Origin of the sequence: Sphingopyxis sp. HIX, from assembly GCF_001468285.1 — a bacterium.
GTDB lineage: Bacteria > Pseudomonadota > Alphaproteobacteria > Sphingomonadales > Sphingomonadaceae > Sphingopyxis.
Window position 1 is genome coordinate 1 of sequence record NZ_LNSB01000027.1, and the last position, 23,504, is coordinate 23,504.

18 protein-coding genes are annotated in these 23,504 nt (G+C 67.0%); 13 read left to right on the forward strand and 5 right to left on the reverse strand.

Annotated features, from left to right (window positions below; genetic code table 11):
- The first annotated feature begins 146 nt into the window (after positions 1-146).
- Both ATE62_RS13665 and ATE62_RS13670 read left to right on the forward strand, forming a co-directional pair.
- Positions 147-479, forward strand: coding sequence for a winged helix-turn-helix transcriptional regulator (locus ATE62_RS13665; protein ID WP_058806772.1), 333 nt, complete (start codon positions 147-149; stop codon positions 477-479).
- Between the two features lie 98 nt (positions 480-577).
- The gene (locus tag ATE62_RS13670; RefSeq protein WP_058806773.1) at positions 578-1,282 is read left to right on the forward strand and encodes a glutathione S-transferase family protein; all 705 of its coding nucleotides are present in this window, start codon (positions 578-580) and stop codon (positions 1,280-1,282) included.
- 15 nt (positions 1,283-1,297) lie between these two features.
- Here the strand turns inward: ATE62_RS13670 and ATE62_RS13675 are convergent, their stop codons facing one another.
- Positions 1,298-2,056, reverse strand: a complete 759-nt coding sequence (locus tag ATE62_RS13675) for an AraC family transcriptional regulator (RefSeq protein WP_058806774.1) — start codon at positions 2,054-2,056, stop codon at positions 1,298-1,300.
- A 172-nt stretch (positions 2,057-2,228) separates the two neighbouring features.
- Between ATE62_RS13675 and ATE62_RS13680 the strand changes: the two genes are divergently transcribed.
- From ATE62_RS13680 to ATE62_RS13690, 3 genes are read left to right on the forward strand one after another with little or no spacing between them, the layout of a single operon-like run.
- Complete coding sequence (locus ATE62_RS13680) at positions 2,229-3,194, forward strand: alpha/beta hydrolase (protein WP_058806775.1); 966 nt, start codon at positions 2,229-2,231, stop codon at positions 3,192-3,194.
- Positions 3,178-3,750 carry an FMN-binding negative transcriptional regulator gene (locus tag ATE62_RS13685; RefSeq protein WP_058806776.1) on the forward strand — a complete coding sequence of 191 codons (573 nt, stop codon included), beginning with the start codon at positions 3,178-3,180 and terminating at the stop codon, positions 3,748-3,750. Before ATE62_RS13680 ends, ATE62_RS13685 begins: the two co-directional genes overlap by 17 nt.
- A complete protein-coding gene (locus ATE62_RS13690) occupies positions 3,747-4,751 on the forward strand; it encodes a histone deacetylase family protein (protein ID WP_058806777.1) in 1,005 nt (334 codons plus the stop codon). The genes ATE62_RS13685 and ATE62_RS13690 overlap by 4 nt, the downstream gene beginning before the upstream one ends.
- Positions 4,752-4,896: 145 nt before the next feature.
- On the opposite strand, the gene ATE62_RS13695 is transcribed toward ATE62_RS13690, so the two are convergent.
- Positions 4,897-7,104, reverse strand: a complete 2,208-nt coding sequence (locus ATE62_RS13695) for a TonB-dependent receptor (protein WP_156420417.1) — start codon at positions 7,102-7,104, stop codon at positions 4,897-4,899.
- Between the two features lie 479 nt (positions 7,105-7,583).
- On the opposite strand from ATE62_RS13695, the gene ATE62_RS13700 reads away from it, so the two are divergent.
- Positions 7,584-9,752, forward strand: a complete 2,169-nt coding sequence (locus ATE62_RS13700) for a S9 family peptidase (protein WP_058806779.1) — start codon at positions 7,584-7,586, stop codon at positions 9,750-9,752.
- 60 nt (positions 9,753-9,812) lie between these two features.
- Positions 9,813-11,621, forward strand: coding sequence for an arylsulfatase (locus ATE62_RS13705; protein WP_058806780.1), 1,809 nt, complete (start codon positions 9,813-9,815; stop codon positions 11,619-11,621).
- On the opposite strand, the gene ATE62_RS13710 is transcribed toward ATE62_RS13705, so the two are convergent.
- Positions 11,610-12,230: a TetR/AcrR family transcriptional regulator gene (locus ATE62_RS13710; RefSeq protein WP_058806781.1), complete on the reverse strand. Its 621-nt coding sequence runs from the start codon at positions 12,228-12,230 to the stop codon at positions 11,610-11,612. The genes ATE62_RS13705 and ATE62_RS13710 overlap by 12 nt on opposite strands.
- Positions 12,231-12,352: 122 nt before the next feature.
- Here ATE62_RS13710 and ATE62_RS13715 point away from each other — a divergent pair, with 122 nt between their 5' ends.
- Positions 12,353-12,997 carry a hypothetical protein gene (locus tag ATE62_RS13715; protein WP_058806782.1) on the forward strand — a complete coding sequence of 215 codons (645 nt, stop codon included), beginning with the start codon at positions 12,353-12,355 and terminating at the stop codon, positions 12,995-12,997.
- A gap of 15 nt (positions 12,998-13,012) precedes the next feature.
- Complete coding sequence (locus tag ATE62_RS13720; protein ID WP_058806783.1) at positions 13,013-14,647, forward strand: sulfatase-like hydrolase/transferase; 1,635 nt, start codon at positions 13,013-13,015, stop codon at positions 14,645-14,647.
- On the opposite strand, the gene ATE62_RS13725 is transcribed toward ATE62_RS13720, so the two are convergent.
- The gene (locus ATE62_RS13725; RefSeq protein WP_058806784.1) at positions 14,644-15,585 is read right to left on the reverse strand and encodes a winged helix-turn-helix transcriptional regulator; all 942 of its coding nucleotides are present in this window, start codon (positions 15,583-15,585) and stop codon (positions 14,644-14,646) included. The two genes, ATE62_RS13720 and ATE62_RS13725, sit on opposite strands and share 4 nt — an antisense overlap.
- Before the next feature lie 116 nt (positions 15,586-15,701).
- A complete protein-coding gene (locus tag ATE62_RS13730) occupies positions 15,702-18,002 on the reverse strand; it encodes a TonB-dependent receptor (protein ID WP_231736271.1) in 2,301 nt (766 codons plus the stop codon).
- 110 nt (positions 18,003-18,112) lie between these two features.
- Here ATE62_RS13730 and ATE62_RS13735 point away from each other — a divergent pair, with 110 nt between their 5' ends.
- The 4 genes from ATE62_RS13735 to ATE62_RS13750 are packed head-to-tail and all read left to right on the forward strand — an operon-like array spanning position 18,113 to position 23,504.
- Positions 18,113-19,087: an NAD(P)H-dependent flavin oxidoreductase gene (locus tag ATE62_RS13735; protein ID WP_058806786.1), complete on the forward strand. Its 975-nt coding sequence runs from the start codon at positions 18,113-18,115 to the stop codon at positions 19,085-19,087.
- Positions 19,084-20,580, forward strand: a complete 1,497-nt coding sequence (locus tag ATE62_RS13740) for a carotenoid oxygenase family protein (RefSeq protein WP_058806787.1) — start codon at positions 19,084-19,086, stop codon at positions 20,578-20,580. The genes ATE62_RS13735 and ATE62_RS13740 overlap by 4 nt, the downstream gene beginning before the upstream one ends.
- 1 nt (position 20,581) lies before the next feature.
- The gene (locus ATE62_RS13745) at positions 20,582-22,273 is read left to right on the forward strand and encodes a class I adenylate-forming enzyme family protein (protein WP_058806788.1); all 1,692 of its coding nucleotides are present in this window, start codon (positions 20,582-20,584) and stop codon (positions 22,271-22,273) included.
- 1 nt (position 22,274) lies between these two features.
- Positions 22,275-23,504 carry an acetyl-CoA acetyltransferase gene (locus ATE62_RS13750; protein WP_058806789.1) on the forward strand — a complete coding sequence of 410 codons (1,230 nt, stop codon included), beginning with the start codon at positions 22,275-22,277 and terminating at the stop codon, positions 23,502-23,504.

Sequence of the window (23,504 nt, forward strand, 5' to 3'; positions counted from 1 at the left end):
GCCAAGCCTGCGTATCTCTCCCCTGAAGGGGAGAGAGCATAAGCTGTCGCATGTCCGCTCCCGTACGAAAGGCGCTCCCAAAGCTGGACAGCACCCCACCACATCCCCAATTATGCCCTTCCCTCCCCAACCCCGCCGAGGCCGCCATGCAAACCGCCCTGTCCGCCTGTCCGATCGAAAGCGCGATGCTGCTGCTCAGCGGGCGCTGGCCCACGTTGCTGCTCTATTATCTGAAGGACGGGACCAAACGGTTCCGCGACCTGCGCGCCGACAATCCCGGCGTGTCGCACCGCATGCTGTCGATGGAGCTGCGCAAGCTGGTCGAGGCGGGGATCGTCGCGCGCACCGAATTTCCGGGCTATCCGCGGCATGTCGAATATGCGCTGACCGACGCGGGGCGGACGCTGGTACCGCTGATCGACGCGATCGGCGACTGGTGGGCGGCGCACGAGCGGAGCCGGTTGCCCGAGGCCGCGTGACGCGATGGTTACAAATTTGTGCGTTATTCCTATCGGTTGGCGGCATCCTAATTAGGCGTTCCACCGCTTCGGCGGCCCGACCCTGATGAGGATATGTCATGGAACCGATACTGCTTTACGGACACCCCGCCGGCTCGTCGCTCGGCCTCGTTGCCGCGCTCGAATGGCTCGGCCAGCCCTATTGGCTGAGCCGCGTCGACATGCTCGGCGACATGCGCGAGCCGGCCTATGCGCGGATCAACGCGCGGCACGAGACGCCGGTGCTGATCACCGCGGCGGGCGCGCCGCTGACCGAGACGATGGCGATCGCGGCGCATCTGGAAGCGCGCGACGGCGCACGGCGGATCAGCTTCGATCCGCTGTCGGCGGAGGCCGACCGGATGCACCAGTTGATGGCGTTCATCAACACGGGGTTCACCGGCGCCTTTTCGCCGCTGTGGACCGCGCTCGAGCTGCCCGAAGCCGATCCGGCCTATGAGGCGGCGCTGCGGCGCTTCGGCAACGACGCGGTGCGCAACCGTCATGACAAGCTGGAAGCGATCGCGGGCGACGGGCCGTGGCTCGTCGGCGGGCGGCGCAGCCTTGCCGACGCGCTGCTCGTCGGGGTCGCGCGCTGGCTGGAATTCCACGAAGTCGATGCCGCGAGCCGCTGGCCGCGCATCGCGGCGATCCGCGACACGGTCGAAAGCGACCCCGCCTTCGCCTATGCGCTGGCGATCGAGAATGGCGAGCGGCCGGCGGGCGCGGGCCATTGCCTCGGCCATGTCGAGCTCGCCGAGGTGATCGAACGCTTCGGCCGCTGAGCGCGCGCCGCCGGGTCAGGGTTTCAGATACTGGCTCGGCGGCACGCCGAAGGCGCGGCGGAACATCGCGGCGAAGCCGCTGGGGCTGTCGTAGCCGACCTCGTAGGTCACCTGGGTGATCGAGGCGCCCGCGGCGAGCATCGACAGCGCCTCCATCAGCCGCACCTGCTGGCGCCAGACCGCGAGGCCCATGCCCGTTTCCTGCTTGAAGCTGCGCGTGAAGGTGCGGCGGCCCATCGCGGCGAGCCCCGCCCAGTCGTCGATGTCGCGCGGGTCCGAGGGGTCGGCGAGGATCGCGTTGCAGACGCGCAGCAACCGCGGGTCGGCGGGCATCGACACCTGATAGGGGGCGTTGGGCATCCGCTCGATCTCGTCGAGCAAGAGCCCGATGATGCGCCCCTCGCGCCCCGCGACGTCGTAGAGCGGCGCGAAATCGCACGCCTCGAGGATCAGCGCCTTCAGGAGGTTCGAGACCTCGAACACGCGGCACTGCTTGCCGCGCTCGCCGGGTTCGCTGGGCAGGTAGAGCGTGCGCAGCGAGACGGGACCGCGGCACGCAACCTCGTGCTTCATGCCCGCGGGCAGCCACACCGCACGCTGCGGCGGGATGACGAAGCTGGTCTCGGGGGTGCGCACCGACATCACGCCGGCCGAGGCGTAGAGGATCTGGACATGTTCGTGGCTGTGCATCGGGTCGACGAAGCCCGCGGGATATTCATCCTGCAGCGCGATCACGGGGCGATCGAAGGAAAGGACGTCGACACTGTGCTTCATGGCCCGAACTCCACAAATATCAGTGAACGCGACCTTACAGGCCTTCGCCGTCACTGAACAGTCATCAAGCGGGCAATGGCCTGTGCGGCGTGGTGATTGGCCCGAACGGGCGATAGGATGGCCGCGGCACCGGCTATCAGGGATCAAAGACCGTCCGGGGAGGAAAAGCAGCATGTCGAAGGGCTTGGACGCCGTGCAGGACGCCATCGTCGACCCCGAGATCCGCCGTTTCGTCGATGCGATCAACGCCGCCTATGCCGCGCTCGGCGTGCCCGGCGCCGACATGGCGACGCGGCGCGCGGTGGCCGAGGAAGTGCGCCGGCCCTGGCGCGAGGCTGGCCCGATCATGGCCGAAAGCCGCGACATCGCGCTCGATGGCATCAGGCTGCGGCTGCACCGGCCGGTGGCGGACGGGGTGCTGCCGGTGATGCTGTACATCCATGGCGGCGGCTGGACCTTGTTCAGCATCGACACGCACGACCGGCTGATGCGCGAATATGCCGCGCGCGCGGGGATCGCGGTGGTCGGCATCGACTACAGCCTGTCGCCCGAGCATAAGTTCCCCGTGGCGCTGGAGCAATGTTCGGCGGCGCTCGACTGGATCGCGACGCATGCCGACACGCTGGGGGTCGATGCGGAGCGCGTGCTGATCGGCGGCGATTCGGCGGGAGCGAACCTGTCGGTCGCGACCTGCCTGCTGCGGCGCGACGAGGGCAAGGCGCTGCCCGCGGGGATGGTGCTCAACTACGGCGCCTTTGCGCCCGACCACCTGCCGAGCTATGCCCGCTATGGCGGCGAGGGTTTTTCGCTCGAGGTCGGGGAGATGGATATCTTCTGGGACAATTATGTCGACGGGCCCGCGCAGCTGGACGACCCGCTGGTCGCGCCGCTGCGCGCCGATCTGGCGGGACTGCCGCCGGCGTTCGTCGCGATCGCCGCATGCGACATTTTGGCCGACTGCAACCATGCGTTCGCGGCGAAACTGGCCGAAGCCGGGGTGGCGGTGCACGCCGAGACCTATGCCGGGGCGACGCACAGCTTCCTCGAGGCGATGTCGATTTCCTCGCTCGCACGGCGGGCGCTGGACGAACAGGCGGCGTGGATCGGCAGGGCGGTCGGGCATGGCCGGGCGCTTTGAGCCGCGCCGCGCGGACGATCCCGCGCGGCTGATCGCGGCCTATCCGCTCGGCTGGCTGGTGTCGGGCCAATTCAACGCGAGCCCCCTGCCCCTGCTCGCCGAAACGGACGCCGCCGGCGCGGTGGTGTCGCTGTTCGGGCATTGTGCGCGGAGCAACCCGCTCGTCGCCGATTTTCGGGCCGATCCGAAAGGGCTCATCCTGTTCAACGGGCCGCATGGCTATGTCTCGCCGTCGCTGCTGTCGAAGCCCGACTGGGCGCCGACGTGGAATTATGCGGTGTTGCGCTACCGCGTCGAGGTCGAGCTGGTCGAGGGCGAGACGCGCGATGCGATCGAGCGGCTGGTCGGCGCGATGGAGGGCGGGAATTGGTCGACCGACCGGGTCGGGCCGCGCTATGAGACGATGCTGACGCATATCGTCGCGTTTCGGGCGCACGTCCGGTCGGCCGAGCCGGCGTATAAGCTGGGGCAGGACGAGAGCGCGGCGAGCTTTGCCGAGATCGCCCAAGGGCATCCCGACCGGACGCTCGCCGCGTGGATGGAGGGACAGAGGTGAAGCTTTTCTTCGACGAGCGGCAGGCCGAGCATGCCCCCGAGCGCGAGCTGCACAACGGCGAATTCGTGCCCTATGCCGAGAATATCGAGCGGCCGCGCTCGATCGTGGGCGCGCTCGACGACTGGCAGCCGGTGCGCGATTTCGGGATGGAGCCGCTGCGCGCGGCGCATGACGCCGACTATCTGGCCTTCCTCGAGCGCGCCTATGACGGCTGGGTCGCGGCGGGACGGTCGGGCGATGCGATCGGCTACAGCTTTCCGGTGGTGCGGCGGCGCGCGCTCAAGTTCGGGCGGATCGATGCCGATATCGGGCTCTACAGCTTCGACGCCTCGACGCCGATCGCGGCGGGAACCTGGACCTCGGCCTATTGGTCGGCGCAATGCGCGCTGACCGCGCTCGACCGGCTGGCCGCGGGGGACAGGCATAGCTTCGCGCTGTGCCGGCCGCCGGGGCATCATGCCGGACGCGACTATATGGGCGGCTATTGCTACCTCAACAACGCCGCGATCGCGGCGCGCCGGGCGCAGGCGCTCGGACTGGGGCCGGTGGCGATCCTCGATATCGACTATCATCACGGCAACGGGACGCAGGATATCTTCTACGACGATGCGTCGGTCTTTTTCGCGTCGATCCACGCCGATCCGGTGACCGATTACCCCTTCTACTGGGGCCACGCCGACGAGCGCGGCGAGGGTGCGGGCGAAGGGTCGACGCTGAACCTGCCGCTGCCGCGCGGGACTGACGGGGCGGCGTATCGGCCGGCGCTGGAGACCGCGCTGGCGGCGATTTCGGATTGGGGCGCGAAATGCCTGATCGTCTCGTTCGGGGCGGATACGCACAGCAGCGATCCGATCTCGAACTTCCTGCTCGAACGGCCCGATTATGTCGAGATTGCCGGAGCGATATCGGGGCTGGGGCTGCCGACTTTGGTCGTGATGGAGGGCGGTTATGCCGTCGGCGACCTGGGCGCGAATGTCGCGGCGTTTCTGTCGGGGTTTTGAGAGAATAATCCTCCCTGTCGCGAAGCGATGGGGAGGTGGCAGCGCGAAGCGCTGACGGAGGGGCGATAGCGCGACTTCGCTGCCCCTCCACCACCGCTTCGCGGCGGTCCCCCTCCCCACGGCTTCGCCGCAGGGAGGATTAGCGTCAATTCAAACTGAACCGCAGCGTTGCGCCCAAGGTGCGCGGGCGCGTCACCGAGCCCGCGAAGGAGAAGGGCGCGTTCAGGATGCCGTACTGGTTGAACAGGTTCTTCGCGAAGAGGCCGAGCTCGACGCGATCCGCCACGGTCACCGAGGCGTTAAGGTCGACGATGTGATAATCGCCCTTTTCGAGCGCCGCGCCGAAGGCGACCGGCGCGGCCGACATATAGCGGTGCGCAATGCCGAAGCGCGGCTTCATCGGCGCGTCGGGGAAAGCGAGGTCGATGCTGTTCGCGAGGATCCAGTCCGACGCCCCCGGCAGCTGGGTGCCCTTGGCATAGCCGCCGCCCGGCGCGAAGCTGTCGGGCAGCAGCGACGACAACCGCGCGTCGTTGTAGGTGACGTTCGAGGCGAAGGTCAGGTTGCGCGTCGGACGCAGCGTCAGGCTGATTTCGACCCCGTCAACGTCGGCGCCGCCGCCGTTCACGGTGTAGGCGTTGAAGGTCACCGGGGTGAACAGCCGCGCCTGGACATTGCCCCAGTCGATGTGGAAGGCGGTGACGTCGACGCTGAGCGTCTTGTCGATCAGGTCGAAGCGCGTGCCGATTTCGTAGTTCTTGGTGGTGTCGCTCTCGAAGGTCAGCGGCAGCCCGGGGACCGCGGCCGAATAGACGTTGATGCCGCCGATGCGGAAACCTTCGGAATAGAGCGCATAGACCATGACGTCGTCGTTGGGCTTGTACGTCAGCGAGACCTTCGGAATGAAATCCGAATCCTTGCTGGTGCCCGGCGCGAAGTCGAAGGGCGGAATCAGGTTCGCGTTGGGCAGATATTGCAGGCGCGGGCTCGAGCGATATTCGAACAGGCGCCCGCCGACGGTCAGCGTCAGCGCGTCGACGATGTCGAACGAGGCTTCGCCGAACACCGCCTTTTCGGTGACGCGGTTGCTGCTGACGGTGCGCGTCGCGAGATCGCCCGGCGCGAGCGTGTCGCCCGACTGACCGCCGAACATCCCCGGATTGGCGTCGATATAGTCGCCGATCCCCTCGATGAAGGTGCCGTCGGTGTTGGCCGAGCGCAGGCGGGTGTAATTGGCGCCGATCAGCCAGCGGAAGCGGCCGGTGTCGGGCGAGGCGAGCCGCAGTTCGCCATATTCGGTCTTCGACTTGCCGTTGCTGCTCGCGAGTTCGGGGGTGCCGGTGCGCGGGTCGTTGCCGCCGAAGATCGAATTGTCGAACGCCAGATTGGCCTTTTTCTCGGTATAGCTGCCGATCGCGGTCAGCGTCGCGAAGCCGAGGTCCTGTTCGAGCTTCAGGCTGTGCAGCATGAAGCTGGTGTCCTGGAATTCGGCGACGTTGGTGGCGCGCGCGAAGGTTTTCGGCGGGCCGAAGATCACATAGGTCTGATCGTCGAGATCATATTCCTGGTACATGCTGAGCGCCGAGAGCGTCGTGGTCTCGGTCGGGGTGAAGACGATCGAGCCGCGCAGGCCGCGGACGCGCAGATCGTTGCTGCCGTCCTCGCCGAGCAGGGTGTTGTCGAGATAGCCGGCGTCGACGCGCTGGAGCGCGACGAGGCGCACCGCGAGCTTGTCGGTGGCGATCGGCAGATTGACCATCGCCTTGACGCCGTAGTTGACCTCGCCCGCGCGCTTGGTCGACGAGAGATTGCCCTCGAAACCCGCGTCGAAGCCGCCGGGATCGGCCTCGTTCACGACATAGTTGACCGCACCGCCGAGCGACGAGGAGCCGAAGAGCGTGCCCTGCGGTCCGCGCAGCACCTCGACGCGGTTGACGTCGAAGCTGTCGACGTCGGGGATGACGAGCGGGAAGCCGGGTTCGATCAGCGGAACCTGGTTGAGGTAATAACCCGTCGTCGCCTGGTTGGCCTCATGATAGGTGGTCGACGCGATACCGCGGATCACGACTTCGGACACGCCCGGCTGGTAGTCGTTGAACACGACGCCGGGGACGCGGGTGATATAGTCGGAGAGGCTCTGCGCGTTCAATTTCTGCAGCGTCGCCTCGCTGACCGCCGAGACCGAGCCGGAGACGTCGCGCACCGACTGTTCGCGCTTGGCGGCGGTGACGACGATCTCGCTGTCGTCGGTCGGCGCGGCGGCCGCCTCCTGCGCCATCGCCGACGATGCCTGGCCGAGCGCCAGCGCCGAAATACCCCACACAACGACCCGCTTTACCGATGCAATGGACATGCTTGCCTCCCTGATTGCGACTGCGATGCAATTCCGACATTGAAGCTATCAGGTTCAAGCGGCGTGTCGGCGAGGGTTGGGCCATAATCGCGTCTTATCGGGCCAGCGGGTTGGGGGTGGGTGTTGGTTAGCGACGGCGGTTTCGGGGTGGAGAGCGGACGTTCTTAATCCTCCCTGCGGCGAAGCCGTGGGGAGGGGGACCACCCGCAGGGTGGTGGAGGGGTCGAGGCCATAAACGTCGGTGCGAGGCAGCCGCCCCTCCACCATGCTTCGCATGGTCCCCCTCCCCATCGCTTCGCGACAGGGAGGATTATTATGGCAGCTAACGCCCGAAACCGGTCATCCCGCGGAGCATCACCAGCCGGCCCAATCACACCCAATTTGCCCGATCGGTGGAACGGCGGGCCTGATCGGCGCAGTATGCCAGCGCTTGTTCCATAGGCTGGGACCATTAGGACAAACCCGAGGGAGCGGTCGAAATGGCGAAGCTGGACAATGCGGCACGGCGGAGTTTCATGGGCGGCGCCGCGGCGCTGGCGTTTGTTGCGAGCAGCGGCTGGGCCAAAGGCGTCGCGAAAACGGCCGCGCGCTGGCCCGCAGTCAAACCGCCGGTGTCGCCGCGCATCTCGCATGTGATCGAGCAATTGGGGCGCAAGCGCGACGACGCCTATTCGTGGATGAAGTTCCTCCCCGCCGAGGGCGAGCGCACGCGCACCAACCTGCCCGCACCGGTCGCGAAGATGCTGGGCGACGAAAACGCCTATGCCGAGGCGGTGCTGAAGCCCGTGCGCGCCGGGCAGGATGCGCTGGTCGCGGCGATGCTCGCGCGGTCGGCGGGCGCGGTCGCGGCGCCGGCGGTGGTGCGCGGCGGCTGGGCTTATTCGTCGGCGCTGCCCGAGGGGGCGGTGCATGCGGTGTATAGCCGGCAAAAAGGGAACGGCCCGGTCGAGACTTTGGTCGACGAGGCCGTTCGCGCTGAGGGGCAGCCCTATTATCGCAGCACCGGGCACCAGCCGAGCCCCGACCAGCGCTGGTTCGCCTGGGCCGAGGACGTCATCGGCAACGACCGCCACCGCATCTGCATCCGCGACAACCAGAGCGGCGAAATCCGCACGCTCGTCGACAAGGACGCCTATGGCTATGGCGGGCTGGTCTTTGCGCCCTCGTCGCGCTGGCTGTTCTGGATCTGGCGCGACGCGCTTAACCGGCCGGTGCGATTGTACCGGACTTCGCTCGACGGCCAGGCCACCGCGCTGGTCTATGAAGAGAAGGACCCCGCGATCTTCATGGGGGTCAAGCGCACCGCGGCCGACGGCTTCGTCGCGCTGACGCTGTCGGGACCCGAGACCGCCGAGGTGCGGCTGGTCGCGGCGGGCGACGAGACCGGCGAGCCGCGCATCGTGTGGGCGCGCCAGAGCGGCGTGCGCTACGAGATCGACGAGTGGGACGGCGGCCTGATCGCGGCGACCGACGCGGGCGATGCGTTCGACATGAAATTGCTGAAGCTCGACGCGAAGAGTTTCGAGACCGTGGCGACTTTGGTGCCGCACCGGCCGGGGGTGCCGATATTGCAGCTCCAGCCCTTCGCGGCGGCGCTGGTGCGGCTCGAGCGGGTCGAGGGATTGCACCAGCTCGTGGTCCAGCGCACCGACGGGAGCGAGGACAAGGTCGCGTTCGACGATCCCGCTTATGCGATCGAGCTGCCCGCCGAGCAGGATTATGCCGCGCCCGCGGTGCTGATCGTCCATGAATCGCCCAAGTCGCCGCGGCGCTGGATCTCGGTCGATCTGAAGAGCGGCACGCAGACGGTGGTGCAGCAGCAGGCGGTCGCGGGCTTCGATCCCGACGATTATGTCGTCGAGCGGCTGATGGCGCCCGCGCCCGACGGCGAGACGGTGCCGATCACCCTGCTCTCGCGGCGTGGCATGGCGACGGACGGCAAGGCGCCGCTGCTGCAATATGGCTATGGCGCGTACGGCATAAACAGCGATCCGCTCTTCTCGATCCCCGCGCTGGCGCTGGTCGACAAGGGGTGGCGCTTTGCGATCGCGCATGTGCGCGGCGGGTCCGAAAAAGGCCGGCGCTGGTTCCTCGGCGGGCGCAAGTTCACCAAGCGCAACAGCTTCACCGATTTTGTGGCCTGCGCCGAATATCTGGCGGCCGGAGGCTATACCGCGAAGGGCAAGGTCGTGGCCTACGGGCTGTCCGCGGGGGGCCTGCTCGTCGGGGCGAGCATGAATATCGCGCCGAGCCTGTGGGGCGGGGTGATCGCCAAGGTTCCTTTCGTCGACATGCTCAACACGATGAGCGACGCCGCGCATCCCCTGGTGCCCTTGTTCCGGCCCGACTGGGGCGATCCGCTCGCCGAGGAGCGCGCGTATGACTATATCGCGTCGATCTCGCCCTATGAGAATGTCCGCGCGGCGCCCTACCCGCCCCTGCTGTGCACCGCGGGGCTGAAGGACGACCGGGTGCCCTATTGGGAGCCCGCGAAGCTGGTCGCCGAAGTGCGGCACAAGTCGACGAGCGGCAACCCGGCGCTGCTGCTGACCGACATGGACAGCGGGCACCAGGGCAGCGGCGACCTCAAGAGCGAATATCGCGAATATGCGCTGTTCTGGGCCTTTGCGATGCGCTGCGTGGGCTAAGCGTTGCGCAACCCCATCTATTGGCATAGCATGTGCCAATAGATGGGGGAGATTCGCGCGATGAAGAGGCTTGGAACGAGCGCGCTGGCGGCGGCGCTGTTGCTGGCGCCCGTGCAGGCGGCGCCCCCTGCCCCCGCGGCGGCGGTCAAGCGGCCGAATATTGTCATCCTGCTCGCCGACGACTGGGGGTTCAGCGACGTCGGGGCGTTCGGCGCCGAATATGCGACCCCCAATCTCGACGCGCTGGCCTATGCCGGGATGCGCTTTTCGAACTTCCATGTCGCGGGGTCGTGCTCGCCGTCGCGCGCGATGCTGCAGACGGGGGTCATGAACCATCGCAACGGGCTGGGCAACATGCCCGAGACGATCCCCGACGCGCACCGCGGCAAGCCGGGCTACGACACGGTGCTGAACCACCGCGTGGTGACGATCGCCGAGCTGTTCGGCGCGGCGGGGTACAACACCTACCTCACCGGCAAATGGCATCTGGGGAGCGATGCGACGCGGCTGCCCGAGGCGCGCGGCTACGACCGCGCCTTCAGCCTCGCCGATGCGGGGGCCGACAATTTCGAGCAGCGGCCGATCGAGGGGCTCTACGACACCGCGGCGTGGACCGAGAATGGCAAGCCCGCGACGCTGCCCAAGGATTATTATTCCTCGACCTTCGTCGTCCAGAAGATGATCGACTATATCGACGCCGACCGCGCGAGCGGGAAACCGTTCCTCGCGTCGATCAATTTCCTCGCGAACCATATCCCCATCCAGGCGCCCGACAGCGACATCGCGCGCTATGCGGCGATGTACAAGGAGGGCTGGACGAAGCTGCGCGAAGCCCGCGCCAAGCGCGCGGCGGCGCTGGGCATCGTGCCCGCGGGCGCGCCGATGGTCACGATGGCGACGACCCCCGACTGGGCGAAGCAGAGCGCAGAGGAGCGCGCCGCCGCGGTGCGCGTGATGCAGGCCTATGCCGGCATGGCGACCGCGATGGACCGCGAGATCGGACGGCTGGTCGCGCACCTGAAAGCCACGGGGCAGTATGAGAATACGATCTTCGTCTTCCTGTCGGACAATGGCGCCGAGCCGACCAATCCCTTTGGCAGCCTGCGCAACCGGCTGTTCCTCGACATGCAGTACGACCTGTCGACCGCCAATATCGGCCGGCGCGGCAGTTTCAGCGCGATCGGGCCGGGCTGGGCGAGCGCGGGGGCGTCGCCGCTGTCGGGCTACAAGTTCAGCGCCGCCGAGGGCGGGCTGCGCGTGCCGCTGATCGTGACGTGGCCGGGGAACAAGACCATCCGCGCCGGGGCGGTCAACGGCGGGCTGGCGCATGTCACCGACATCTTGCCGACGCTCACCGAGCTGGCGGGGGTCGCCGATCATGGCGGCAGCTGGAAGGGCAAGGCGGTCGAGCCGGTGACCGGGCGCAGCCTGGTGCCGATGCTGGGCGGCGCGGCGGGCAGCGTGCATGGCAACGATCCGCTGGGTTATGAGCTGTCGGGCAACAGCGCGCTGTTCCGCGGCGATTACAAGCTGGTGCGCAACCTAGCGCCGACCGGCGACGGCAAGTGGCGACTCTACGACCTGAAGAACGATCCGGGGGAGACGAAGGATCTGTCCGCGGCGGAGCCCGCGCGCTTCGACGCGATGATGACCGACTACCGCGCCTATGCGAAGGCGAACGGCGTACTCGACATGCCCGCGGGCTACACCGCCGACGCGCAGATCAACCAATATGCGTGGGAGCAGCAGGGGAAGAAGCGCGCGATCAAGGCGGGGCTTTGGCTGGGCGGCGGGATCGTAGCGCTCACCGCTTTGATCTGGGGCTGGCGGCGTCGGCGGCGCGCGCGGCGTGCGGCATCAGCCGTCTGAGACCGCCGCCATCAGCGTTTCGACCATATGCGCGGTGACCGCGCCCGCTTCCTCGGCGGTGAGGCCCTGGTCGTGGCGGAGCGCGCGCCAGGTCTGGAAGGAGAGCGCGGCGCACAGCGCCTCGACGCTGAGCTTGTCGCGGCGCACCGCATCGGGGAGCAGGCGCAGCGCATAGTCGCGCTCGAGCGCGACGACCTGGCCATATTGCCCCATCAGGAAGGGCGACTGGTAGCGCTTGATGTTCGCGGCGAGGCGAAAGGGCAGCATCGTCTCGAACACGCGGATGCGGCGCCCGACGAGGTCGCGCACATCGTCGCGCCAGTCGGTGCCCGCATAAGGCGCATTGGCGATCGGCAGCACGCGCTTCGCAATCGTCTCGGACATTTCGCGGTAGAGCGTGTCCATGTCGTCGAACTGGCGGAAGACGGTGCGCAGGCCGACCCCCGCCTCCTCGGCGACGCGCGCCGCGCTGGGGGTCAGGTCGCCGCGGTCGATGAGGTCGAGCATCGCCGCGACGATGCGCGCGCGGCTCGACCGGCTGCGCTCGCGGCGACCGTCGACGCGCGGCGGCGTCGGCTTTTCCTTCTTCGGTTCCACTCGCGTTCCCATATGCCTCCGCTGGCCCAGCTTGGCGCCGGGGTCAATGGCGCGCCGAACGATCTTGCATCGCGCGGCACATAATGACACATATAGTGCCATAACATGCGAAACAATCGAAAGTCGGTGGGGCGATGGAGGATCGGGGGCTGGTGATCGCGGCGATCTGGGCGGGCGCGCTGCTGCTGTGGCTCGCCTTCCTGCTCTTCTACGACGGCCTGCGCCGCCCGCTGCGGCGCGGCGAGATCGACGCGTTTCTGGCGACGCTGGGCCCCCGGATGGCCGAGACGGGCAACGACGGCGAGCGGTTGCGCGCCTTCCTCGAGGCCGACGACGGGCGCGAATTCGTGATGCTCAACCTCGTGCGCACAAGGCCGGGGCCGGTGACCGATCCAGCGAGCGGCGAGACGCAAGAGGGCAGCGAATGGCTGCGGCGCTATTCGGATCCGTTCGTCCGCGGGCTGATCGCGCGCGGCGGGCATCCGCTGTTCGTCGGGCGCAAGGTCGGCGGCTATATCGACGCGTGGAACACCGAGGCCGATCCCGGCTGGTCGCTGGTCGGCACGATGCGTTATCGCAGCCGGCGCGACCTGGTGCGCATGGCGAGCGATCCCAGGTTCCGCGCGGCGCATCCGGCGAAGTCGCTGGGGATCGCGAGCACATTCTCCTTTCCGACGCAGCGCCAGATCGCCTTCTATGCGAGCCCGCGCGTGACGATGGGGCTGACGCTCGCGCTTGTGGCGGCGCTCGGGCACATTTTGATACTGACGGTCGGATAGGGCGGAGGGGTTCGCATGAAGAAGCGCTGGATCGCATTGGGCGTGGTCGCCCTGCTCGGGGCCGGAGGATATTGGACGTTCGAGGCGAACAAGTTCCGCCTGCCGGGGGTGCTGCAGGACTGGCGCGACCCGGTGCAGCCGAACCGGCCGGTGGCTTGGGCTGCCGGTCCTGCATCCGCGCCGACCGGCGAGCGGCGGCCGAACATCATCCTGATCGTCGCCGACGACCTGGGCATCAACGACATCAGCCTGAACGGCGGCGGGGTCGCCGGCGGCATCGTCAAGACGCCGAACATCGACGCGCTGGCGCGGCAGGGCATGAACTTCACCACCGCCTATGCCGCCAACGCGACCTGCTCGCCGTCGCGCGCGGCGATGATGACGGGGCGCTATGCGACGCGCTTCGGCTTCGAATATACCGCGGTGCCGGTGCAATTCTCCGAGAATATGGCGCATGGCGACGGCGTCGGGCCGCTGAAGGCGGTGTTCCACAAGGAGCTGATCACCCCCGACATCCCCGACTATCCCGACATGGGGGTGCCGGCGAGCGAGGTGACCATCGCCGAGGCGGTGAAGGCCGCGGGATACCACACGCTGCACATCGGCAAATGGCATCTGGGCGAGGCGCCCAAGCTGCAGCCGCACGCGCAGGGTTTCGACGAGAGCCTGGCGGTGCTGGGCGGCGCGGCGATGTTCCTGCCCGAGGACGATCCGGACACGGTCAACGCCAAGCTGCCGTGGGACCCGATCGACCGCTTCCTGTGGGCGAACCTCCGTCACGCGGTGACCTTCAACGGCGGCGAACGCTTCCACCCCAAGGGGCATATGACCGACTATTTCGCCGACGAGGCGATCGCGGCGATCGAGGCGAACAAGAACCGACCCTTCTTTATGTATCTCGCCTTCAACGCGCCGCACACGCCGTTGCAGGCGACCAAGGAGGATTATGCGAAGCTGCCCCAAATCAAGGATCACAAGACGCGCGTCTATGGCGCGATGATCGCGCAGCTCGACCGGCGGATCGGCGACATCATGGCGAAGCTGAAGGCCGCGGGGATCGACGACAATACGCTGGTCATCTTCACAAGCGACAATGGCGGCGCCTGGTACACGGGCATCGCCGATCACAACAAGCCGTACCGCGGGTGGAAGGCGACCTTCTTCGAGGGCGGCATCCGCACGCCCTTCTTCATGCGCTGGCCGGCGAAGATCGCAGCCGGATCGACGCGCGCCGACATGACGGGACATATCGACATCTTTTCGACGATCGCGGCAGCGGCGGGGGCGGCGCTGCCGACGGGGCGGACGGTCGACAGCGAGGATATCCTCGCAGGGCCGGCGAAGCGCCCCGCCCTCTTCTGGCGCTCGGGCGATTATCGCGCGGTGCGCGCGGGCGACTGGAAGTTGCAGGTGACCAAGCGGCCCGAAAAGGCGTGGCTCTACAATCTCGCAGCCGACCCGACCGAGCAATACGACCTCGCCGCCGCCGAGCCCGCGCGCGTCGCGGCGATGAAGGCGATGCTCGAGGCGCAGAACAAGGACATGGCGAAACCGATCTGGCCGGGGCTGATCGAGGGTCCGGTGCGCATCGACGTGCCGCTGAACGCGCCGTGGCAGGACGGGCAGGATTATATCTACTGGACCAACTAGGGCGCCGGTTCGGCGCCGGTCTCCTCGATCGTGAACCGGCTGTTCGCCAGTTGCAGCTCGTCGCCGCAATGGCTGCACGTGGCGACCATGTGGAGGTCGTGGCCGCACGGGCGATGCGTCAGCAGTAGCGGCGGGCCGCGTTCGTCGGCGAACCAGCGGTCGCCCCATTGCAGCAATGCGAGCAGCACCGGATAGAGGTCGCGGCCCTTGGCGGTCAGGCGATATTCGACGCGGTCGGCGTGCGACGAATAGGGGACGGTCTTCAAAATCCCCTGCCGCACCAGCCGCTCGAGCCGGCCGGTCAGGATGTTGGTCGCCATCAGCGTGTCGCGCTGGATATCGTCGAAGCGGTTGATGCTCGTGAACATCGCGCGGACGACGAGCGTCGCCCAGCGATCGCCGAACAGCTCGATCATCGTATCGACCAGCGGGCGCCCGCCGGGGCGGCGGACGTCGCCGTTGAAGCGGCGGCGCTCGTAATGCGGGATCACCTGCGCGAGCCCAGGGCCTTCGCGCCAGGCGACGTCGCGCGGGTCGATCTCGGCATGGCAATGGCCGCAGACGGGCACCGGCTCGGTCGCGTGGCCGCAGGTCGCGTGGTGCAGGCGGACCTGGAAATCGCGCTCGGCGGCCTCCCACTTATGCTGCCAGCGCAGCATCATCAGCGCGTTGGGGAATTGATCGCGGCCCTTTTGGGTCAGGACATAATGGAAGCCGCGGCCGCCCGTCCTGGGCTTCTTGGCGAGGCAATCCTCGTCGACGAGCTTCTTGAGCCGGCCGTTGACCACCGATCGCGCGAGGCCGGTGCGGCTCACGAATTCGTCGAAGCTGTGCGTGCCGAGGAAGGCCTGTTCCATGATCAGCAGCACCGGCACGTCGCCGACCACGTCGAGCGCGCGCCAGATCGAACAGGCCCTGATCGTGCGGTCGTGTTTCAAACGCTTGCCATTCCTTGCCCCGCCCCGCCCCTAACCCGGCGGTCCGGCAACGACAAGGCGCATGGGTCGGGAGAGGGAGCGGTGCCCGCGCCCCCTCTTCCCTGGGGAGAGCCCCCTCAAAAGCGCCCCGTCAGCTGGACCGCGATCGTCCGCGGGCGGTCGACGATGCCGTTGTACGCGTTGCCGGCGTTGCGCGTGATCGTCGTCGCGAGCGGCATCGAGCTCGCGGTCTGCAGGATACGCTGGTTGGTGAGGTTGCGCCCGATCAGCGCGATTTCCCATTTATTGTCGATCTCGGCGAGCGCGAGGCGGGCGCCGAGCTTGGCATAGCTGTCCTGCCGCGTGCGCGGGTCGAGGTTCGCCGCGGCGATATAGGCCGAGGAGAAATCGACGTTGAAATTGAACGCGACCTTCATGCCCGACGTCACCGGGGTCGAATAATCGACGTTGAGGTTGCCCGACCATTTGGGGGTCAGCGCGTTGCGCTTGCCGGTATAGTCGCAGAAACCGTTCGCGCCGGGCGTCTGGAGATAGAAGCACTGGCCGTCGGTGAAATTGGTGAATTCGAAGTCGAGATAGGCGATCGCGCCGCTCAGGGTCAGCCCCTCGGTCAGCGCGGCGCGGAAGTCGGCCTCGATCCCCTGCGTCCTGGCCGCGGCGGCGTTGCGGACGTTGAAGTTCAGCGTGCCGTCGAAGATATTGACCTGCAGGTCCTTGTACTTGGTCCGGTAGGCCGAGATGTTGAAGGCGAAGTCGCGGCCCTTGTATTTGAGCCCCGCCTCGAAATTGTCGGCGCTCTCGTCCTGGAACTCGAAGGCGCCGGGCTTGGCGACGGTGGTCGATCCCGGCAGCGAGTTCGAGCGGATATCGAAGCCGCCCGCCTTGGTCCCCTTGGCGTAGGAGGCGTAGAACATCAGGTCGTCGGTCACGTCGTACTGGACGTTGACCATCGGGTTGAAGCTGTCCTCGCTCAATTTGCCCGAGACGCTGTGCGCTTCGATGTTGAGCGCGCGGAACACCGCGGCGACGACCGCCGCGGGGGCGGTGCTGAGCGGGCCCTGGACGATCGCGAGGGTGCGGCTGCCCTTCTTCTTCTCATGGTTGAAGCGCGCGCCCGCGGTGATGCGGAAGCGGTCGCTGAGCGAGAGCTGGCCCTGCGCGAAGACCGAGATCAGGTCCGAGGTCTGGCTGTAGTCGCGGTCGTTGCGCGTGTCGCCGAGCGCGTTGAACGGCGGCCCCAGCGCGAGGAAGGTCGGGTTGAACAGGGTGAAATCCTGCACGTCGAGCTTGGCATTCTGGTAATAGACGCCGCCGATATAATCGAAGGTCTCGCCGCCCGGCGAGGCGAAGCGCAGTTCCTGGCTGAACTGGCGGTAATCCTCGCGCAGGTTCGTGCCGTCGAGGAAGCTGATGCCCGAGAAATCGACGTCGACGATCTCGCGCGTCTTGTAGTCGAGCAAGGACGAGATCGAGGTCAACGTATGATCGCCGAGTTCGAGGTCGGCGTTGAGCGTGGCGCCGAACACCTTGTTGCGGCTCTGATAGCCATTGTCGGCGCGGACATAATCGGGTGTCGTATCGACGAAGAACGGCCCCTGGAAGACGGTGTTGTAATTGCCGACCGCGCCGAAGACGTCGCGCGGCTGGCCCTTCGCCTCGAAGTCGGCATATTCGAGCTTGAGCTCGACCGCGAGCGGGCCGCCCTGGTCGAACTCGACCTTGCCGCGGACATATTTCTCGTCGACATTGGGTTCGTTGCGGTCGAGCTTGGTGTTGTAGAAATAGCCGTCCATCGAGCGGTAATAGCCGACGACGCGCGCCTCGACGCCGTCGGCGAGCGGGCCCGACAGCACGCCGTTGAGCTGGAATTCCTTGTGGTTGAATTCGTAGAGGCCCGAGAGCGAGCCTTCGAATTCGTCGGTCGGGCTACGCGTGGTGATGTTGACCGCGCCGGCGATGGCATTCTTGCCGAACAGGGTCGGCTGCGGGCCGCGCAGCACCTCGACGCGCTCCATGTCGATCAGCGGCAGGCGCGACAGCTGGTCGCGGCCGTAATAGACGCCGTCGACGAACATCGCGACCGACTGTTCGAAACCCTTGTTGTCGCCCGAGGCGATGCCGCGGATCGCGATGCGGTTGGCGATCGCGGTCTGGGTGATCTTGAGGTTCGGGACCGCCGACGAAATCTGTTCGAGGTTGGTCTGGCCGTAATTTTCGATCTGCTTGCCGCTGACCGCCGAGATCGAGATCGGCACGTCGGACAGGCCCTCGGCGCGCTTCTGCGCGGTGACGATGATTTCCTCGAGCCCGCCATTGTCCTCGGTCGTTTCCGCGGCGGGCGCGGCGTCCTGCGCGAAGGCGATTCCGGGTGCGGCGAGCGCCGATGCAGCGAGCAGCGCGACCATAGGCTTTTTCATGAAATTCTCTCCCTCCCACCATCGTCGGGTTCGCCCCGCGATGTTTTTCTGGCCTTGCGACTCATACCGGGTTTAAGTATCGTTATGCAAGTCAGATAATTCGGGAGAGCATGATAGTGCCGAAAAACGGCCTTCCACCGGCGCTTACGCGCAATTTGCGGCTGCCCGCGATCGCGGCACCGATGTTCCTCGTCTCGGGGCCCGAGATGGTGATCGCCGCATCGCGTTCGGGCGTGATCGGCAGCTTCCCTGCCCCCAATGCGCGGACGTCGGCGGACCTCGAGGATTGGGTGAGCCGGATCGACGCCGCGCTGTCGAACGATCCCGACGCTGCGCCCTGGGCGGTCAACCTCGTCGTGCATCCGTCGAACAGCCGCCTGCCCGAAGACCTTGCCTGCGTCGTGCGCCACAAGGTGCCGCTGGTGATCACCGCGCTCGGCAGCCCCGCGCGGGTGGTTGAGGAAATCCACAGCTATGGCGGGCTGGTGTTCGCCGACGTCAATTCGGTGGGCTTCGCGCGCAAGGCCGCGGCCGCCGGGGTGGACGGGCTGGTGCTCGTCGCCGCGGGCGCGGGCGGGCACACCGGCGCGACGGCGGGTTTCGCCTTCGTCGAGGAAGTGCGGCAGTTCTGGGACGGGCCGCTGGTGCTCGGCGGCGCGATCTCGACGGGGCATGCGGTGCGCGCGGCGGAGATTTTGGGCGCCGACCTCGCCTATCTCGGCACCTCGCTGATCGCCTGTGCCGAGAGCATGGCGGTGCCCGGCTACAAGGAGATGGTCGTCGCCGCGGGCGCCGAGGATATCATTCCTTCCAAGGGCATCACCGGCGTGACCGCCAACTGGCTGAAATCGAGCCTGATCGCTGCGGGATACGACCCGGCGAACATGCCCGAGGACAAGCGCCCGAACTTCTCGGACGCGCAGGACGACGCCAAGGCATGGAAGAATGTCTGGTCCGCCGGGCAAGGCGTCGGCGCGGTGCGCGGCGTCGAACCCGTCGCCGCTATCGTCGATCGCCTCGTGAAAGAATATGATGCCGCCGCGGCAAGGCCGCGCTTTGCTGCCGCCGAAGGAGTCCCCGCATGACCGCCGAACTCGTCGACACGATCCGGACCACGATCCAGCCCAACGATCACCCCTATATGAAGGACGCATGGCGCCCGACGTACAACGAATGGAACGCGGTGTTCGCCAATGGCGATGCCGAGGTGATCGGGACGATCCCGACCGACATCGACGGCGTTTATGTGCGCACCGGCGAGAACCAGATCCACGAGCCGATCGGGCGTTATCACCCCTTCGACGGCGACGGCTTCATCCACGCCATCTCGTTCAAGGACGGCCGCGCGAGCTATCGCAGCCGTTTCGTGCGGACCAAGGGGTTCGAGGCCGAGAAGGAAGCCGGGCGCTCGCTGTGGGCGGGGCTGATGGAGCCGCCGCACAAGTCGACGCGCCACGGCTGGGGGGCGCAGGAATGGCTGAAGGATTCCTCCTCGACCGACGTCGCGATCCATGCGGGGAAGATCATCTCGACCTTCTACCAGTGCGGCGAGGCCTATCGGCTCGACCCCTTCACGCTCGAACAGTTCGGCACCGAAAGCTGGGTGCCGCTCGACGGCATCTCGGCGCATTGCAAGGTCGACCTCGCGACCGGCGAGCTGATGTTCTTCAACTATTCGAAGCACGCGCCCTATATGCATTATGGCGTCGTCGGAGCGGACAACAAGCTCAAGCATTATATCCCCGTCCCGCTCGCCGGGCCGCGGCTGCCGCACGACATGGCGTTCACGAAGAATTACACGATCCTCAACGACATGCCGCTCTATTGGAACGCGGAACTGCTCGAGCGGAACCTGCACGTCGTGCAATTCCATCCCGACGAAAAGACGCGCTTCGCGATCATCCCGCGGCATGGGCAGCCCGAGGATATCCGCTGGTTCGAGGCCGAACCGACCTACACGCTGCATTGGCTGAATGCGTGGGAGGAAGGCGACGAGATCATCCTCGACGGCTATTATCAGGAAGAGCCGATGCCGAAGTCCTATCCGAACGCGCCCGAGGGGCTCGAGCGGATGATGGCCTATCTCGACCAGGGACTGCTCAAGCCGCGGCTCCACCGCTGGCGCTTCAACCTCAAGACCGGCGAGACGACCGAGCAAAGGCTCGACGAACGCGACCTCGAATTCGGCATGTTCAACCATCGTTATGCGGGCAAGCCCTATCGCTACGCGTACAGCGCGATCCCCGAGCCGGGCTGGTTCCTGTTCCGCGGTCTCGTCAAGCACGACCTGAATGCCGGAACGAGCGAAGAATATGAATTCGGCCCCGGCCGCTTCGGCAGCGAAGCCCCCTTTGCGCCGCGCATCGATGCGAAGGACGAGGACGACGGCTATCTCGTCTCGTTCATCGCCGACCTCGAGACCGACCGCTCCGAATGCGTGCTGATCGACGCGAAGAATGTCGCGGCGGGGCCGGTGTGCCGGATCATCCTGCCCGAACGCATCTGTTCGGGAACGCACACGGTGTGGGCGAGCGGCGACGATATCGGCATGGGCGAAAACAGCGTGCTGGCCGCCTGAGATGATCGTCGCGGGCGAGGAAAAGCGGCGGCGACATCGGGCGAGCGGCTGGTGGGGCGACGAGACCTTCGCCAGCCTGTTTGCAGCCAATGCGGCGGCGCATCCCGCGCGGCTCGCGCTGGTCGATGCGCCCAACCGCGGCGATTTCGCCTTCGGCGAGTCGCGGCGGCTCAGCTATGCCGAACTGGCGGCGGAGATCGACCGGCTCGCGGGGGCGCTCGTCGGGGCGGGGATCGGCAAGGACGATGTGCTGCTCGTCCAGCTTCCGAACATCAGCGAATTCGTCGCGCTCTATTTCGCGGCGGCGAAGATCGGCGCGATCGTCAGCCCCGCCGCGGTGCAATATCGCAGCCATGAGCTGAAGGGCATGATCGGCGTCGTCGAACCCAAGGCGTTCGTCTGCGCGACGCAGGTCAAGGGCTGTGACCATGTCGGCGTGGCGGCACCCCTACTCGATGGCATCCAGTTGATGACCTTCGGCCCCGATACGCCCGCCGGAGCGCTCGATCTCTCGACCGCCGCCGGCGACGCCGATGCGCTCGCCGCCCATGTCGCGGCGAGCCCCGTCGACGCCGACGATATCTTCACCATCTGCTGGACCTCGGGCACCACCGGCGTTCCCAAGGGCGTGCCGCGCAGCCACAATCACTGGATCGCGGTCGCGGGCGCGGGTTACGAGGCGATGAAGGTCGGGCCGGGCGATGTCCTGCTCAACCCCTTCCCGCTGATCAACATGGCGAGCATCGGCGGCATCACCATGTGCTGGCTGACGAGCGCGGGGACGATGGTGCTGCACCACCCCTTCGACCCCGGCATCTACCTCAAGCAGATCGCGACCGAGCGGCCGAGCCTGACGATCGCGCCGCCCGCGGTGCTCAACATGCTGCTGCAGAATGAGGCGCTGCTTGCGTCGGTCGACCTCTCCAGCCTGCGCGTCATCGCATCGGGATCGGCGCCGCTCGCGCCCGCGATGGTGCGCGGTTTCCAGGAAAAGCTGGGCATCATCATCGTCAATGTCTTCGGGTCGAACGAGGGGATGAGCTTCATCACCGGCGAGGGCGACATGCCCGACCCCGACAAGCGCGCGAGCCTGTTCCCGCGGCGCGGCACGTACCAGCGCCCCTATGGCGAGGGGCGCGCGCCCAATATCGAAAGCCGGCTCGTCGCGCCCGGCGGCGGCGATCCGATCGAGGCCGACGGCGTGTCGGGCGAGTTGCAAATCCGGGGGCCGACGCTGTTCGAGGGCTACCACAACGCCCCCGAGCGCACCGCCGAGGCCTTCACCGGCGACGGCTGGTTCCGCACCGGCGACCTGTTCGAGATCGCCGAGGGCGGCGACTTCTACCGCTTCGTCGGGCGCTGCAAGGATCTGATCATCCGCGGCGGGGTGAACATCTCGCCCGAGGAGATCGACCAGTTGCTTGGCGGGCATCCGCTGCTCGCCGAGGCCTGCACCTTCTCGCTCCCCGATCCGACGATGGGCGAGCGTATCGGCCTGGCCTATGTGCCGCGCGGGGCGGACGATGTCGGGATCGGCGAGGTCGCCGACTATCTGCGCGGGCACGACCTCGCGGTGTTCAAACTGCCCGAGCGCCTGTTCCGCTTCGACGCGCTGCCGCGCAACGTCACCAACAAGGTGATGCGCAGCGAGGTGCGCGAACGGGCGCTCGCCACTCTCGAAAAGGAAGCCTGACATGGCAAAGGACGTCTTCATCCTCGGCGGCGCGCAGACCGATTTTTCGCGCAACCTCGAACGCGAGGGCGGCGGGCTGTTCGAGCTGTTCCGCGATGTGGCCGAAGCCGCGTTCGTTGCCACGGGCATCGAACCCAAAGAGGTCGAGACCGCGCATGTCGGCAATTTCGTCGGCGAATTGTTCGCGGGACAGGGCCAACTCGGCGGCTTCTTCGGCCATGTCCATCCCGACCTCGCGGGCATTCCCGCGTCGCGGCACGAAGCGGCCTGCGCGTCGGGCAGCATCGCGATCCTCGCCGCGGCCGCCGAGATCGAGGCCGAACGCTACGGCCTCGCGCTCGTGCTCGGGATCGAGCTGATGCGCAACGTCCCCGGCCAGCGCGCCGCCGAATATCTCGGCGCCGCCGCCTGGGCCGGCCGCGAGGCGCAGGAGGCGCGGTACCTCTGGCCGTATATGTTCGCGCGCGTTGCCGAGGAATATGAGGAGCGCTTCGGGCTCGACCGCGCTTATCTGCGCGGCATTTCGGCGAATAATTTCGCCAATGCGAAGCGCAATCCGAACTCGCAGACGCGCGGGTGGGCGATCACCGACGAACATCTCGGCGAGAATGACGAGGTCAATCCGCTGATCGAAGGCTCGCTACGCAAGTCCGATTGCGGGCAGGTCACCGACGGCGCCGCCGCCATCTTCCTCGCCTCGCGCGAGGTCGCCGAAGCTTATGCCAAGCGCCGCGGGATTCCGCTGGAGAGCATTCCGCGTATCAAGGGCTGGGGCCACGCCACTGCCCCCCTGCTCTATTCGACGAAGGTCGCGGACAGCCGCGGCGGCGACTATGTCTTCCCGAGCGTCCGCAAGGCGATGATGGATGCGCTCCGCCGCGCCGAGATGCCCGACATCTACGCCTGCGACGGGGTCGAGGTGCACGACTGCTTCTCGATCACCGAATATATGGCGATCGACCATTTCGGGATCACCAAGCCCGGCGAAAGCTGGCGCGCGGTCGAGGATGGCACGATTGCCTTGGGCGGCAGACTGCCGGTCAATCCGTCGGGCGGGCTGATCGGGCTGGGGCATCCGGTCGGCGCGACCGGGGTCCGGATGCTGCTCGACGGCTGGCGGCAGGTGACGGGCAACGCCGGCGACTATCAGGTCGAGGGCGCGAAGAATTTCGCGACCTTCAACGTCGGCGGCAGCGCCACGACCGCGGTCAGCTTCGTCGTCGGCACCTGA

Coding starts and splice junctions, on each gene's coding strand:
- ATE62_RS13730 (WP_231736271.1), bottom strand. CDS start 18,002: ATGAAAAAGCCTATGGTCGCGCTGCTCGCTGCATCGGCGCTCGCCGCA.
- ATE62_RS13675 (WP_058806774.1), bottom strand. CDS start 2,056: ATGAAGCACAGTGTCGACGTCCTTTCCTTCGATCGCCCCGTGATCGCG.
- ATE62_RS13665 (WP_058806772.1), top strand. CDS start 147: ATGCAAACCGCCCTGTCCGCCTGTCCGATCGAAAGCGCGATGCTGCTG.
- ATE62_RS13685 (WP_058806776.1), top strand. CDS start 3,178: ATGGCCGGGCGCTTTGAGCCGCGCCGCGCGGACGATCCCGCGCGGCTG.
- ATE62_RS13750 (WP_058806789.1), top strand. CDS start 22,275: ATGGCAAAGGACGTCTTCATCCTCGGCGGCGCGCAGACCGATTTTTCG.
- ATE62_RS13705 (WP_058806780.1), top strand. CDS start 9,813: ATGAAGAGGCTTGGAACGAGCGCGCTGGCGGCGGCGCTGTTGCTGGCG.
- ATE62_RS13735 (WP_058806786.1), top strand. CDS start 18,113: ATGATAGTGCCGAAAAACGGCCTTCCACCGGCGCTTACGCGCAATTTG.
- ATE62_RS13680 (WP_058806775.1), top strand. CDS start 2,229: ATGTCGAAGGGCTTGGACGCCGTGCAGGACGCCATCGTCGACCCCGAG.
- ATE62_RS13670 (WP_058806773.1), top strand. CDS start 578: ATGGAACCGATACTGCTTTACGGACACCCCGCCGGCTCGTCGCTCGGC.
- ATE62_RS13700 (WP_058806779.1), top strand. CDS start 7,584: ATGGCGAAGCTGGACAATGCGGCACGGCGGAGTTTCATGGGCGGCGCC.
- ATE62_RS13720 (WP_058806783.1), top strand. CDS start 13,013: ATGAAGAAGCGCTGGATCGCATTGGGCGTGGTCGCCCTGCTCGGGGCC.
- ATE62_RS13695 (WP_156420417.1), bottom strand. CDS start 7,104: ATGTCCATTGCATCGGTAAAGCGGGTCGTTGTGTGGGGTATTTCGGCG.
- ATE62_RS13745 (WP_058806788.1), top strand. CDS start 20,582: ATGATCGTCGCGGGCGAGGAAAAGCGGCGGCGACATCGGGCGAGCGGC.
- ATE62_RS13710 (WP_058806781.1), bottom strand. CDS start 12,230: ATGGGAACGCGAGTGGAACCGAAGAAGGAAAAGCCGACGCCGCCGCGC.
- ATE62_RS13715 (WP_058806782.1), top strand. CDS start 12,353: ATGGAGGATCGGGGGCTGGTGATCGCGGCGATCTGGGCGGGCGCGCTG.
- ATE62_RS13740 (WP_058806787.1), top strand. CDS start 19,084: ATGACCGCCGAACTCGTCGACACGATCCGGACCACGATCCAGCCCAAC.